This is a genomic window from Lactobacillus sp. WILCCON 0058, assembly GCF_057198005.1.
Genome location: NZ_JBUBHM010000001.1, coordinates 1,210,568 through 1,224,263, shown reverse-complemented (window position 1 = coordinate 1,224,263; position 13,696 = coordinate 1,210,568). Strand labels below are relative to the sequence as shown.

Genomic DNA, 13,696 nt, shown 5'->3' with positions numbered 1-13,696 from the left:
CTTTCTCTACTCAACTAATCGGCGTTTTCGCTGAGCTGACTGATCAGCTTCTTGTAAAAGCCCTGCCGCTTCATGTCCCCGCGCTTGATCTCTTCATCAATCAAGCCGTCTCTGATAAAGAGAATCCTGTCAGCAAAAGACGCTGAAAACGGGTCGTGAGTAACCATCAAAATCGAAACCTGGTCTTTCTCATTAAGCAATTCCATCGTGTCCAGCAAAGCTCTGGAAGACTTGGAGTCCAGAGCCCCTGTTGGCTCATCGGCCATCAAGATTGCCGGCTCATGAACCAAGGCTCTGGCAGCAGCAACTCTTTGCTTCTGCCCGCCGGAAATAGCGGCTGGGTACTTTTCCAAGACTTCGCTGATGTTGAGCTTAGCGGCAATCTTATCGACCTTGGAGTCAATTTCTGAGCTCTTTACCCCTTGCAAAGACAGTGGCAGAGCGATGTTTTCTCTAGCGGTTAGGTTGTCCAGAAGGTTAAAGTCTTGGAAGATAAAGCCAATTTCTTTAGCTCGGAAGTCAGCCATCTGGTTCTTCTTCAGCTTGGCAATGTCCTTCCCATTGATCGTAACCTCGCCGCTAGTCGGTTTATCCAAGGTAGACATGATGTTCAAAAGCGTCGTCTTACCAGAACCGGAAGTCCCCATAATGGCGACGAATTCACCCTTGCCCACGCTAAGCGAGACTCCTTTTAATGCCTGGTACTGCTTCTCCCCTTTTTTACCGTAAGTCTTCGTCACATTGTTGACTGTCATCACTTTTTCCATAGTTACCCCCTAAATCGTATCGGTGTATTACTGTTGTGATACACTAAATGATACTGGACTATTTTAGAATCGTCAATAGATTTTTTGCGCTTTGTAAAAAAAGCTGTAACAAAAAGCCACTAAAGCTTTTTAGTGCTTCAGTGGCCTTTTATTCTTCAGTTTTCCTGAGTTTTCGGGTCGATAAACAAAATTCTGACTCTGCAACGGATATGGTGCTGGTAGTCCATTTGGCAGATCTCGCTAAAAATCTGCAGTTTCTTGTTGCAGCGCATGGCTAGGGCGGTGTCCTGCTTATTCAATTTTCCCAGTTCATCCCCTTCCAGGGTGCAGACCGTAATCTGCTCGTAAGGCGGGTTTAGCTGCAAAGATAAGAGCTGTCCTACTTCTGCCTGCTCAAGGTGTTTTTGCCGGCTCTCTCCTACAATGTCTTCACCATCTGTTTCTAAGAGCCAGCTTTCGATGTGTGGAAGATTCGCCAGAACCGGTTCAGTCATTTTCTGGTAGATGGCTAAACCAAGCTGGATGACCTGTCTTTTTTCATCAATAGCCTTGATAAAGGCGAAAGTTTTTTGCTCACGGTTAGCTATAGCAGCTTTAACCAGGTTCGCGATGCGCGGGTTCGGCAAATAGCCCAGGATCTGTCCTTGGCAGGCAATCAGTACATTGTCGCCATCGTCTACAAAGTTGACTTCCATTTCTGGTTGGAGCAGGTACCACTCTGGCGTGCACTTACTGCCTCTCAGCTCGATAGTTTGGAAATACCGCATTCTGTAGTGGTTGTCGTCAAAATGTTCAGCTTGCCCCCGGGTGTATCTAAAGGCCCCGTACAGACGCTCATATTCGCGTTTAGCAGCTAAATCTTTTTGCCGACCATCATAGACGGACTTGCTGGCGATCTTTTGAGTCAGGTAATTGACGATCTGGACTACTTCGCCAGTCAGTTCCGGATCATAGGGGAAAAACAGAGGCTCGTTGGCGGGGATGCCCGGCCCTTCCTCATAGCCGAATTCCAGCAAGGGCTCAGCGACATATAGATTGCTGACGCTAGTAAGGCAAAAATTAGCCAGGTCAGCTGTATCACAAGGGATGATGAAGTTTGAGTCGTCTTTTAAGTCAGTAAACTTGATCGCCTTGCTGGTTATGGTCAATATTGCGTTTTCGTCTTTGATTTGCCAGCTTTCACCGGCTTCAATCCGGCTGACTGGGCTGTTATTTTGGCTCGTCATCCTGTTTACCTCAGTTAATCAAAGGGGTCTTAAGTGGTTACTGCAGTTCCTGTTTCAATTTAAGTATTTTGCTCTCGATTTCTTTAATCACCTGCATAAAAGTCTCATCATCTTGGCCAGTTGGATCTTCAAGTCCCCAGTCTACCCGCTTTTTTGCAGGCAAATAAGGGCAGCGGACGCCGCAGCCCATGGTGATTACGTAATCAACGCTAGGCAGATCAGCGAGGGTCTTAGGCTTTTGCCCATCGGCCAGCATATCGATGCCATAATGCTCTTTGATCAACCGAACCGCGTCGGGATTGATCTGATCTTTCAAGTCAGTGCCGGCTGAATAGGATTCAAAGACATCCCCGGCCAACTTTTTGCCTAAGGCTTCAGCGATTTGGCTCCGGCAGGAATTGTGGGTGCAGATAAAAGCTACTTTTGTTTTGGTCATGATATTCTCCTGTTATTTTTTCTCAAGCAGGCTCAGGCCGCTGATGGTAAGGTCACTAGAATCGTTGACGAAAGAGAAAGTTGGGATGCTGTCCATGCCTTCATCTAAGGCTTCCATCAAAATCATGGCAAAAAATTCAAACCAGCTATCCGTTGGCACATCATTTCTATCATCTTGTGGGGTCAGCCAGAATTTAGTCGCTGCTTTTCTTGTTTTGATATTAAGCGCCAGGCCTATTGCAGTGTTATAGAAGTCAAAAGTGGCTTTGAAAGAATGAACATCTGGATCATTGATCTCAATTCCTAATTCTTCGGGGATCTCAGTTTCCGTGATCATCATTCTGCCGGTGATCTTACCATATTTTTCTTCAAAATTTTGGATCGAACCACGTTTTTTAAGTTCAGCTTCTACCTCGTCAAACAAAGCTTCGTTCTCTAGCATACCAATTTCCTTTCCAGCAAGCTGTAACCGATTGCTTATGATCTCTATTATAAACTAAAAGCAGCATCCCCTGCACTAAATACAGATGAATGCTGCTAATTGTACGCAGTTTTCCATATTATTGATTATGTAAAATGTATCTAAATTTCATTTTGCTTTCGGGTCATTACCAAAACCGCCAGTGAATAGAAAACTAGCCCGGTAACTAACAGAACAACAACTGACACCCAGGCTGGCGCGGTATGGCCGTCATAAACGAAAACAATTCCCAAGATCTCCTTGATCTTTTTCAAGACAGTTGCAGGTTGGTTAGCAAAGTTTTCCTTGATCGCTGCTTTCATTAACAATTGCCGGTAAAGTACTGCTGAGTGAGCACATGGGAAGTACTTGACCAGCCATTGAACGTTGTCTGGCAAGTTGCCAATTGGGATGTATGCTCCAACCAAGAAGCCGATTAAGGTACCGACAATGGTACTGGCAGCTGAGTAGGAACTGTTGGTTTTCAAGAAAGAAATTATGAAGGAAGCAATTGCCGATGAAGCAAAGGCTGACAAGACAATTACACCAAATAACTTTAGTAAAATCTCTATATCCAGCACCGCTCCGCCGGCCAGACCCAGGTAGAATTCCCCAAAAAACAAGGTAAAAATAGACATGATGATGCTGATGATGAAGCCGGTCACGATATAGCCGCCCGCGACCTGTCTTCTGCTGACCGGGGATGAGTAAAAGTCCTTGATCGTCTTATTTTCCCGGTCGCTGATCATTACCCCATAAGCTCCCAAACTGGTTGTGATCGACGCCGAAGCCAGCATCCCCGCTAGCATCCAAGCTCGCATGAGTCTGTTGGGGTGCGGGAGAAACTTTAAGCCACTGTTAATCGAATCGCCGATGAAGAAGATATACAGGGCAAAAATAATGATGACGCTCAGCATCGAGAAGAAAACCGAAGCCCTGTCTCTAAAGTAAATCTTGAGATTTCTTTTGACCATCGCGCTCATTCTCTTAACCTCCTCCCTGTGATGTTCAAGAAGACGTCATCCATCGTTCCGTGCAAGACTTCAAAGCTCTGCAGCTGGTCCCGCACCTCTTCTACGATATCGATGGCGTCCATGGTGTTCGCTAATTCAACCTCATAGTGGTCTGCTTCCTGCTTCCACTTAAGCGAAAGAGTCGTCAGTATGTTGTCTAAACCTTGTCCTTGTTTTGGATACAGTTTCAACCGGTCGTAACTGTAGCGCTCCTTCAAGCTGATTGGACTGCCTTCGGCAACAATCTTTCCTTGATCTAGAATCACCACATAATCAGCCGCGGCAGCTTCTGCCATATAGTGCGTTGTCAAAAAGATTGTCATTCTCTGCTCTTTTCGCAAACGCTGGATTGTCTCCCAGATATGCTGCCTGGTTTGCGGGTCAAGTCCAGTTGTTGGCTCGTCTAAAAAGAGAATCTTCGGCGTGTTTAACAGCGCTCTGGCGATATCTACCCGCCGCCTTTGCCCGCCGGACAATTTTCCGTATTGCCGCTTAAGCAGGTCTTTAATCACAGTATATTCAGTTGCCCGGGCAACCGCAGCTTCCACTTTTGCCTTGCTGCGATAGTAAAAACCAGCTCGAAGTGTCAAGTTTTCAAGAACTGTTAGCCTTTTATCCAGCAGTCCCTCTTGAAAGACGATTCCGATCTTCTGCTTGATCGCTTGGGCCTGTGACTTCATGTCAAGACCGGTCAGCTTGATCTCACCGGAATCAAACTTGGTCAAAGTCGACAGGCAGTCGACCGTTGTTGACTTGCCGGCCCCATTTGGGCCTAGGAAGGCAAATAACTCGCCCTCACGGACTGCAAAAGAAATGTCATTGACAACCTTCAAGTCTCCATAGGACTTAGAAAGGTTCTTAACTTCAATAGCATTCTTCATCATTTTGCAACCCCTTTCTATTTATATTTCTAAAATAATTTTACATCTGCTAGGATTTTCTTGGGTAAAATCTAGGTAAGATGCCAAAATACGGGACTAAGTTGCGGAGGTACAAGAAAAGGCCACGCTGGTTAGGCGTGACCTTCTGAGTTGTGTTGTGTTAGAGTTGTGTATCTTAAAGGTTATTTCAGAATGAATTTTTCGAGTATTTAAAAGAAAATATCACTTGTTATGTATCGAGTAAGTGAGTTGAATTTAATTGATCTAGAAATATAGTCAATAAGCAAGAGAGAGTGAAGATTTAAACTATGTTGAAGTCTTAGAATTCTTCAAATACCTTGGTCATGTCGATTTGAGCACTGTTGATGTACTTCTCGTTGGTGAATTCACGGATGCCCTCCGCGCCCATTTCACGGCCAAAGCCTGAAGTCTTGATCCCGCCGAATGGGATGGCTGGGGATGCCATGGTTGGCTGGTTGATTGATACGGCACCTGATTCCATGGCTGCTGCCAAGCGGGCTGCGTTAGCTGGGTCTTCAGTGTAAACTGAGCTGCCCAAACCGAAGTCAGTACCGTTTGCCAGTTCGATTACTTCGTCTTCAGTCTTGTATGAGAACAGCATCAATACTGGCCCGAAGATTTCTTCGTTGAAGATTGGGTTGTCTGGAGTTACACCAGTCAAGATAGTTGGTTGTACCCAAGCGTCGCCTTCTGGCACCTTTGGACCTACTTCTTCTGCAGTTGCCCCGTTTTTTACTGCCTTGGCGATTTGTGCCTTGATCTTGTCGGCTGCCTTCTTTGAGCTGACTGGTGACAGAGTAGTGTTCGGGTCAAGCGGATCACCGGCTACCATGCCGTTGATTGCCTGTTCTACGCCGCCCTTGAAGGCGTCAAAGAGGCTTTCGTGGATGAACATCCGCTTGTCACCGGCACATACTTGGCCGGAGATAGTCATTCTGCCCATGATGGCGCCTTGAACTGCCTTGCCCAAGTCCGCGTCTGGGAGTACGACCATGGCGTCTGAGCCACCAAGTTCCATAACGCACTTCTTCAAGTTCTTGCCTGATTCAGCTGCGATTTGCCGGCCGACTGGAGTTGAGCCAGTCAGAGTTACGCCGCAGATCCGCTTGTCAGCGATCAATGCGTTTGATTGTTCATAGTCAATGAAGAGGTTGGTGAAGCAGCCTTCTGGGAAGCCGGCGTCACGGTAGAGCTTTTCCATTGCCAGTGCTGATTGCGGGCAGTTGCTTGCGTGCTTAAGAACAACTACGTTACCAGCCATCAATTGAGCGGCACTTGGACGGGTCATTTGGAAGAATGGCACGTTCCATGGTTCAACCATGTAGATGATGCCCAGTGGCTGGTAAATGCCGACAGCGTCACCGGCCATTTCATCAGTGGTCTTTACGTAGTGAGGCTTAAGCAGGTCCTTAGCGTTGTCTGCGTAGTATTCCATGATGTCTGCACAAAGGTTCATTTCCCAAGCAGCGATAGTAACCAGTTTGCCAGTTTCGGTTGCGTTGATGGCTGCAAGTTCATCTCTGCGTTCTCTTGCCAATTGTGCAGCCTTCTTCATCAAAGCTGCCCGTTCTTCAAAGGTAGTCTTTGACCATTCCTTGTAGGTTTCGTTGGCCTTAGCCAGCTTGCCTTCAAGTTCTTCGTTGGTCAAGTTGTCGAATTCTGCCAGTACTTCGCCGGTGTATGGGTTAGTAGTCTTGTAAGCCATGTTTGTTTTCTCCTGTTTCTATTTTCAGTTTGTTTCGGTTATCTATTTTTTGATCTCTTGATCATGCTTTTAGTTTACGAGCTTTAGGCTTCTTTCTGAACATCATATCCTGCCTAAAGCCAATCACTTCGTGCCAAGTTACATGTGATGCTTGGCCATTCTTTCTTCGAAAATGTCGTTGACGATCTTGCGCATCTGCTCTTGGGCATCAGCGCTAACTTCTGCTTTTTCAAATTCAGCGTAGATCTCCGGGAACTCCCTGGCGATCAGCTGACAGGTCTTGCCAGTCGCGTGATTTCTGACAAAAGAAGGAATTCTTTCCATATATTCTTGCTTGACCAGGTCAATGATCCGCTTGTTTGCTTCGGTGTTTATTGCTATCATTTCCTTTCAATTGAGCTGTTGTATTTATAGCTTCAATTACTTCTTTGAGCTGCCGCGAACTTGCATGTTGTAGACATTGTTCATCAGCATCTTCTTTGGCATCATTGGTGACATTGGCAGGAAGATCTTCTGCATCCCTACCAAGCCAGAAGTCACGTTCAGTTCACCCTTGAGCATTCCTTCGTAGCCGTCCTTGGCAACTGGCATTGGGCTTTGCGCCTTGTCAAACAGAGCAGTGTCGCCCAGACCACCTGCGCTGACAAAACCAGTAGTCATCGCACCAGGCATCAGGCAAGTTACAGTTACGCCCGTGCCTTCCAATTCCCGCCAAAGTGCGTTTGAGAAGCTAGTCATGTAGGCCTTTGTTGCGTAGTACACTGCTTGCAGTGGCCCTGGCATTACGGCAGCGGTTGAAGATACGTTCAAGACCTTGCCGCTGCCCCGCTTGATCATATCCTTCAAGATTCTGGTTGGAGTTTCAACGTTGACGGCGATCATGGACATGTCCTGTTCCATGGTCCGTTCTCTGGCGAAGTCCCCTTGGCCACCGAAACCGGCATTGTTGATCAAGATGTCTGGCAGCACATTTTCTTTCTTAGTAAAGTCGTAAATGGTTTGAGCTGCTTCTGGCTTTGAAAGGTCAACTGCCAGAGTCAAAACATTGACGTCGTACTTCTTCTTGGTTTCTTCAGCTTGCTTGTTCAGTTTTGCCTGGCTGCGGCCAACCAGGATCAAGTCGCCGCCCTTTTCAGCGTGGATGTTGACGAAGCAAGTACCCAGACCGCCATATGAACCAGTGATTAATGCTACATTCTTCATGTTGTGCCTCCGTATTGTTTAGATGTTTTTCTTTCTTGCTTGATTTGTTGAGATAATCATACCAAGATCAATGGCGGCAAAATACATCATAAGATTCTATCTTGCAATCAGATCGCGCCAATTTACAACACAAAAAACGACCAATGGATATACCATTGATCGTCTGAAATTATTGGACTAATTTCGGTCTTCTGTTCGGTAGATATAGAGAGAAGCAACTGAAAGGAACAGTAGCAACAAACCTATCATCTTCAAGAGAACAGAATCATTTTCGCCAGTGCGTGGGAGCCGCTTCTGACTTGAGTTAGTCTTCTCACTAGAATTATTAGCATACTCCTTGGCTTTTTGGCTTGGCACATTAGGCTTAGTTGGTTGAGAAGGAATCCTGTTATTTGTTTTGGGTACTTCGATTTCAGCTTTCTTACCTGTGTCATTACCTGGACTTGGGAAAATCGGCAATGAAGGAACAAATGGTTTGTATGTGTTAATCAGTAAAATATTTTCTGGATCAGAGTAGTTAACGGTTTTCGTGTATCCTTGCAGTGTATCAAGTTCATCAACCGTATAACTGATTTTCTTGCCAGAATTAAAGACTGGCAAATCATTAATCACTTGAGACCAGTCATTTTCATCGCTAAGTTCAATTTCAGAGCCAAACTTCTGATCGTTGGCGTAGAGTTGAACTCTAATAGATTTCGGACGAATGCCATCTCTATCGTTCATGTCCTTCCAAACTTTGGTTATTCTTATTGAATGAGTAGTTGGAACATGTGTGTTAGTGATGTCATATCCGTCTACTTGGCTTTCATAGCCAGCAATATCGTCTTCTCTTACTGAGTAAACAATCTTCTTGCCAGCCTTATACTCTGGCAAGTTGTTGAAGCTGTACTGCCACTTGTCAGCTGCAGTAACCTTCTGACTCTTTACTTCCCTACCATCTACGAGAAGGTGGACAGTGATAGAGTCTGGACGAAGTCCATCTTGGTCATCATTGTCCTTCCAAGACTTTTGACCAGCTACAGTCGTGGTAGATGGCTTATGAGTGTTTGTCACATTGAAGCCATCAATTTCGCTGCTGTAGCCCTTAACCGCACCTTCCTTAATGGAGTAAGTAATCTTCTTACCGTCCTTGTATTCTGGCAGGTTGTCAAAGCTGTACTGCCACTTATCAGCCGCAGTAACCTTCTGACTCTTTACTTCCTTACCATCTGCGAGAAGGTTGACAGTAATAGAGTTTGGACGGATGCCATCTTGGTCGTTGTTGTCCTTCCAGGTCTTCTGACCAGCTACAGTCGTGGTAGATGGCTTGTGAGTGTTGGTCACGTTAAAGCCATCTACTTCGCTGCCGTATCCTTCGACCGCATCTTCCTTAATGGTGTAAGCGATCTTCTTGCCATCCTTGTATTCTGGCATGTCAGTGAAAATATACTGCCAATTAGTCAAGGCAGAAACTGTTTGCTTGGCAACTTCTTCGCCATCGGCCAAAAGATGAATTGTAACTGAACTTGGTCTTAATCCATCTTGGTTATTCTGGTCATTCCAAGTCTTAACCCCGGCAATCGAATTCTTGCCTGGCGCATGGCTGTTAATCAAGTCATAACCTTGAATTTGACCAGTATAACCAGCTACTGGGTCTTCTTTAATTGAGTAGGTAATTTGCTTGCCGTGATCAAATTTTGGAAGATTGTTGAAAGCATAGTGCCAATTGGTTGCTTCAGAAACAGTCTGTTGAGCGACTTCTTGACCATCGGCTAACAAATGAACCGTAATCGAAGCTGGGCGCAGACCGTCTTGATTATTTCCATCAACCCAAGTCTTCTGACCCAGTACAGCTGTGGTTTCCGGCTGGTGGGTATTAGTTATATCGTAACCATCGACTTTAGAATCGTATCCTTCGACCGCATCTTCCTTAATGGAGTAAGCAATCTTCTTACCGTCCTTGTATTCTGGCAAGTTGTCAAAGCTATACTGCCACTTGTCAGCTGCAGTAACCTTCTGACTCTTTACTTCCTTACCATCTGCGAGAAGGTGGATAGTGATAGAGTCTGGACGAAGTCCATCTTGGTTGTCATTGTCTTTCCATGACTTTTTTCCAGCTACAGTCGTAGTAGACGGCTTGTGTGTATTTGTCACATTGAAGCCATTTACTTCGCTATCGTAGCCCTTAACCGCATCTTCCTTGATGGAGTAAGCGATCTTCTTGCCATCCTTGTGTTCTGGCAGGTTGTCAAAGCTGTACTGCCACTTGTCAGCCGCAGTAACCTTCTGACTCTTTACTTCCTTACCATCTGCGAGAAGGTGGACAGTAATAAAGTCGGGACGCAGACCATCTTGGTTGTTGTTGTCCTTCCAAGACTTCTGACCGGATACAGTCGTAGTAGACGGCTTGTGAGTGTTGGTCACGTTAAAGCCATCCACTTCGCTGTCGTATCCTTCGACCGCATCTTCCTTAATGAAGTAAGCGATCTTCTTGCCATCCTTATATTCTGGCAAGTTGTCGAAACTATACTGCCACTTGTCTGCTGCAGTAACCTTCTGACTCTTTACTTCCTTACCATCTGCAAGAAGGTGGATAGTGATAGAGTCTGGACGCAGACCATCTTGGTCGTCATTGTCTTTCCAAGACTTTTGACCAGTTACAGTCGTAGTAGACGACTTGTGAGTGTTAGTCACGTTGAAGCCATCAATTTCGCTGTCGTAGCCCTTAACCGCATCTTCCTTGATGGAGTAAGCGATCTTCTTGCCATCCTTGTGTTCTGGCAGGTTGTCGAAACTATACTGCCACTTGTCTGCTGCAGTAACCTTCTGACTCTTTACTTCCTTACCATCTGCAAGAAGGTGGATAGTGATAGAGTCTGGACGCAGACCATCTTGGTCGTCATTGTCTTTCCAAGACTTTTGACCAGTTACAGTCGTAGTAGACGACTTGTGAGTGTTAGTCACGTTGAAGCCATCAATTTCGCTGTCGTAGCCCTTAACCGCATCTTCCTTGATGGAGTAAGCGATCTTCTTGCCATCCTTGTATTCTGGCATGTCGCTAAAAGCGTACTGCCAATTAGTCAAGGCAGAAACTGTTTGCTTGGCAACTTCTTCGCCATCGGCCAAAAGATGAATTGTAACTGAACTTGGTCTTAATCCATCTTGGTTATTCTGGTCATTCCAAGTCTTAACCCCGGCAATCGAATTCTTGCCTGGCGCATGGCTGTTAATCAAGTCATAACCTTGAATTTGGCCAGTATAACCAGCTACTGGATCTTCCTTAATTGAGTACGCAATTTGCTTGCCATGATCAAATTTTGGAAGATTGCTGAAAGCATAGTGCCAATTGGTTGCTTCAGAAACAGTCTGTTGAGCGACTTCTTGACCATCGGCTAACAAATGAACCGTAATCGAAGCTGGGCGCAGACCGTCTTGATTATTTCCATCAACCCAAGTCTTCTGACCCAGTACAGCTGTGGTTTCCGGCTGGTGGGTATTAGTTACATCGTAACCATCGACTTGTGAATCATAGCCTTTGACTGCATCTTCCTTGATGGAGTAAGCGATCTTCTTGCCATCCTTATATTCTGGCAAGTTATCGAAACTATACTGCCACTTGTCTGCTGCAGTAACCTTCTGACTATTGATTTCCTCCCCATCCGCTAAAAGATGAACTGTGATCGAGTCAGGACGCAGACCATCTTGGTCGTCATTATCTTTCCAGCTCTTTTGTCCAGAAACTGTAACCTTTTTGGCTTGCTTATTAGTGATTGTAAAGTCATTTCCAGTGTTGGAGACACTGCTTTCGTACCCATCAGGCACGTTCACTTCTTTCACCGTATAAGCAATTTTATTGCCATGAACAGCTTTGACCAGTTTATCCCAGGTGTATTTCCAGCCATCTGCTGCTGTCAACGTCACCGGATCACCAGTTGGATTACCATCGGCATACAACTGGACTTTAATGCTTTCCGGCCGGTCGGATTTATCATCCCCAACCCAGTCTTTTTTTACGCTGACGCTGGTCCGATTGCTGCCATCCACCCCGCCGTCAGCGTTGACATTGGTTACCTGGAAATTGAAGTCTTTCCCTGCAACAGCTGAATCACCTGAAATCTGATACCAAGCTTGGCTGTTGTTAGTGAACTTCTTCTGATTGTAATCAATGATCGAAGTCTTGTAGTTGATCACAATGTTGTTTCTGGAGACATGACGTTCTGGCAAAACTACGTTGATATTCTGTCCATCAACCTTGATTTCTGAACCTGGATATGCAGCTTCAAACTTACTGATTGCATCATCCCCATAGAAAAAGTCATTATTCCGACCTGAAACTGTAATCTTAAAACTGCTTGTATCGAGCTTTTGTCCTGGCTGAATTTGGTCAAGAAGCTTGGTGTCACCAATGACTTGATCTTTAGTGTTGTTCACGCACAAGAACCAGCGAACGTGGTCAGTATCCGATGGAAGCATGTCACCAGTCTTGTAGTAAAACGGGTTTCCACCACTACCAGAATCGCCAGACTTTGGTTTCGTAATCTCAATGTCGTTATACTTGGACCCGCTGCTAATTCTAACCGTACCAATTGACTCAGATGTAGTGTTCGTTACGTTGCGTCCTAAGATTTCAAATGATGCCCAGCCATTAACGTTGTCAAGATCCTCGATATTCTTATTAAAAGAGACGACCGCACTGTTTTGTGTGATCTGTAAAGTACCGACGTTTACACCGTCAATGTAAAGATCTTTGTTAAGCTGATAACCTTCGGCAAAAACTGTACTGCTACCTGTCCATTTCACTGAGATCTGGTCGCCTTCTTGCATCTTGACAGCATGGTCATCAAAATTGAATTTCACTTCAATTCTTTCGCCATCATTCACATGTGATTTTGAAACCGTCAGACTGGTGATGTTTGAACTGACATCCCTGCCGGAAGACTTTTGCGACGGAGCACGTGCTTGGTTAGTTCTTAAACGGTCCGTATTACTTGACTGTGCCTGGCTGCTGCTTATGGAGTTTGCTTCTGAAGCAGCTTCAGTATTAGTGGAAGTCTCCTTTTCTTCCTCATCTCCTTCCGCTTCGGTAGATGATGTTGTTTCTGTTGTTGCCGCAATGGAGTTGGTTACATTAACGGACAAGTTTCCCAACAACATCAAGACAATCATCTGCCAGGCTAGGAATTTCCTAAGCCTTTTTACTTTTTTCCTTTTCCTCGTAAAAATACCTCCCATTTTTTCTATTCAAGGCACAAAAATCTGCATTGCAATCAGGTTATATCTGTTAATTTATAATAGTGCTCAAAAAAAGAGCTCGGTAGCCCTAAAAACAGCTATAACAAGTTAATCTAATTTGTAGATTGATAATACCTTGCGTAATATGTTAGCGCTATTTTTTGAAAAAGTCAAAACCTTTTTAAAAATTAGAACGGACCAATTTTGCTTTAAATCAGATCTAATTTCATTACTATTTTTAGCAGAAAATAGTGTTAAAATATCAGAAATACTTAATTTAAGAGGTGCACAAAATGAATATACGGCGCGCACGGGATAAAGATGTCCCAGCAATTATGAATTTACTCAACGAAGTGCTTGAAATCCATGCTTCTATCCGGCCGGATGTCTTTATTCCTGGTACAACCAAGTACACGGTTGAAGAACTGATGGAATTGTTAAAGGACGATCAAAAGCCAATTTATGTTGCGGTTAACGAAAATGATGACGTATTAGGCTATGCCTTTACGCAGCTTCAAGAGCAGCCTTTTTCTACAAACATGGTGCAGTTCAAGTCACTCTTTATAGATGATCTGTGCGTTGACAGCTCCCGCCGCTCTCAAGGCGTCGGCCGGGCTTTGCTGGATTTCGTCAAGCGCGAAGCCAAGCGCCTAGGATGCTATGAAGTGACTCTAAACGTTTGGGCCGGCAACGATTCCGCCATTCGCTTCTATGAGAAAAACGGCCTCAAAGTCAAGGAAACTACGATGGAATACATTCTGTAGCCACTAAAAC

General features: G+C 45.0%; 11 protein-coding genes. 1 reads left to right on the top strand and 10 read right to left on the bottom strand.

The genetic code is table 11. From position 1 onward, the window contains the following. Positions 1–14: 14 nt before the first annotated feature. The 10 genes from ACYVUU_RS05705 to ACYVUU_RS05660 all read right to left on the bottom strand — a co-directional run bounded on the left by ACYVUU_RS05705 (position 15) and on the right by ACYVUU_RS05660 (position 12,844). A complete protein-coding gene (locus ACYVUU_RS05705) occupies positions 15–767 on the bottom strand; it encodes an ABC transporter ATP-binding protein (RefSeq protein WP_484500257.1) in 753 nt (250 codons plus the stop codon). A 155-nt stretch (positions 768–922) separates the two neighbouring features. Beyond that, positions 923–1,993, bottom strand: a complete 1,071-nt coding sequence (locus ACYVUU_RS05700; protein WP_439775364.1) for a hypothetical protein — start codon at positions 1,991–1,993, stop codon at positions 923–925. A gap of 37 nt (positions 1,994–2,030) precedes the next feature. After that, the gene (locus ACYVUU_RS05695; protein WP_439775365.1) at positions 2,031–2,429 is read right to left on the bottom strand and encodes an arsenate reductase ArsC; all 399 of its coding nucleotides are present in this window, start codon (positions 2,427–2,429) and stop codon (positions 2,031–2,033) included. Positions 2,430–2,441: 12 nt separating this feature from the next. Next, entirely contained in the window at positions 2,442–2,870 is a 429-nt protein-coding gene (locus ACYVUU_RS05690; RefSeq protein ID WP_439775366.1) for a hypothetical protein, read from the bottom strand. 140 nt (positions 2,871–3,010) lie between these two features. Next, complete coding sequence (locus ACYVUU_RS05685) at positions 3,011–3,871, bottom strand: ABC transporter permease (protein ID WP_484500256.1); 861 nt, start codon at positions 3,869–3,871, stop codon at positions 3,011–3,013. Then, the gene (locus ACYVUU_RS05680; RefSeq protein ID WP_484500892.1) at positions 3,868–4,782 is read right to left on the bottom strand and encodes an ABC transporter ATP-binding protein; all 915 of its coding nucleotides are present in this window, start codon (positions 4,780–4,782) and stop codon (positions 3,868–3,870) included. The genes ACYVUU_RS05685 and ACYVUU_RS05680 overlap by 4 nt, the downstream gene beginning before the upstream one ends. 319 nt (positions 4,783–5,101) lie before the next feature. Then, a complete protein-coding gene (locus tag ACYVUU_RS05675; protein WP_484499151.1) occupies positions 5,102–6,508 on the bottom strand; it encodes an aldehyde dehydrogenase family protein in 1,407 nt (468 codons plus the stop codon). Between the two features lie 138 nt (positions 6,509–6,646). Then, on the bottom strand, positions 6,647–6,892 hold the full coding sequence (locus ACYVUU_RS05670) for a hypothetical protein (protein WP_484500255.1): 246 nt from the start codon (positions 6,890–6,892) through the stop codon (positions 6,647–6,649). 36 nt (positions 6,893–6,928) lie between these two features. Then, the gene (locus tag ACYVUU_RS05665; RefSeq protein ID WP_484500254.1) at positions 6,929–7,711 is read right to left on the bottom strand and encodes an SDR family NAD(P)-dependent oxidoreductase; all 783 of its coding nucleotides are present in this window, start codon (positions 7,709–7,711) and stop codon (positions 6,929–6,931) included. A gap of 177 nt (positions 7,712–7,888) precedes the next feature. Beyond that, the gene (locus tag ACYVUU_RS05660; protein ID WP_484500253.1) at positions 7,889–12,844 is read right to left on the bottom strand and encodes a Cna B-type domain-containing protein; all 4,956 of its coding nucleotides are present in this window, start codon (positions 12,842–12,844) and stop codon (positions 7,889–7,891) included. Between the two features lie 413 nt (positions 12,845–13,257). Here ACYVUU_RS05660 and ACYVUU_RS05655 point away from each other — a divergent pair, with 413 nt between their 5' ends. Next, positions 13,258–13,686 carry a GNAT family N-acetyltransferase gene (locus tag ACYVUU_RS05655; RefSeq protein ID WP_484500252.1) on the top strand — a complete coding sequence of 143 codons (429 nt, stop codon included), beginning with the start codon at positions 13,258–13,260 and terminating at the stop codon, positions 13,684–13,686. The last annotated feature ends 10 nt before the right edge of the window (positions 13,687–13,696 follow it).

Coding starts and splice junctions, on each gene's coding strand:
- ACYVUU_RS05705 (WP_484500257.1), bottom strand. CDS start 767: ATGGAAAAAGTGATGACAGTCAACAATGTGACGAAGACTTACGGTAAA.
- ACYVUU_RS05700 (WP_439775364.1), bottom strand. CDS start 1,993: ATGACGAGCCAAAATAACAGCCCAGTCAGCCGGATTGAAGCCGGTGAA.
- ACYVUU_RS05695 (WP_439775365.1), bottom strand. CDS start 2,429: ATGACCAAAACAAAAGTAGCTTTTATCTGCACCCACAATTCCTGCCGG.
- ACYVUU_RS05690 (WP_439775366.1), bottom strand. CDS start 2,870: ATGCTAGAGAACGAAGCTTTGTTTGACGAGGTAGAAGCTGAACTTAAA.
- ACYVUU_RS05685 (WP_484500256.1), bottom strand. CDS start 3,871: ATGAGCGCGATGGTCAAAAGAAATCTCAAGATTTACTTTAGAGACAGG.
- ACYVUU_RS05680 (WP_484500892.1), bottom strand. CDS start 4,782: ATGAAGAATGCTATTGAAGTTAAGAACCTTTCTAAGTCCTATGGAGAC.
- ACYVUU_RS05675 (WP_484499151.1), bottom strand. CDS start 6,508: ATGGCTTACAAGACTACTAACCCATACACCGGCGAAGTACTGGCAGAA.
- ACYVUU_RS05670 (WP_484500255.1), bottom strand. CDS start 6,892: ATGATAGCAATAAACACCGAAGCAAACAAGCGGATCATTGACCTGGTC.
- ACYVUU_RS05665 (WP_484500254.1), bottom strand. CDS start 7,711: ATGAAGAATGTAGCATTAATCACTGGTTCATATGGCGGTCTGGGTACT.
- ACYVUU_RS05660 (WP_484500253.1), bottom strand. CDS start 12,844: ATGTTGTTGGGAAACTTGTCCGTTAATGTAACCAACTCCATTGCGGCA.
- ACYVUU_RS05655 (WP_484500252.1), top strand. CDS start 13,258: ATGAATTTACTCAACGAAGTGCTTGAAATCCATGCTTCTATCCGGCCG.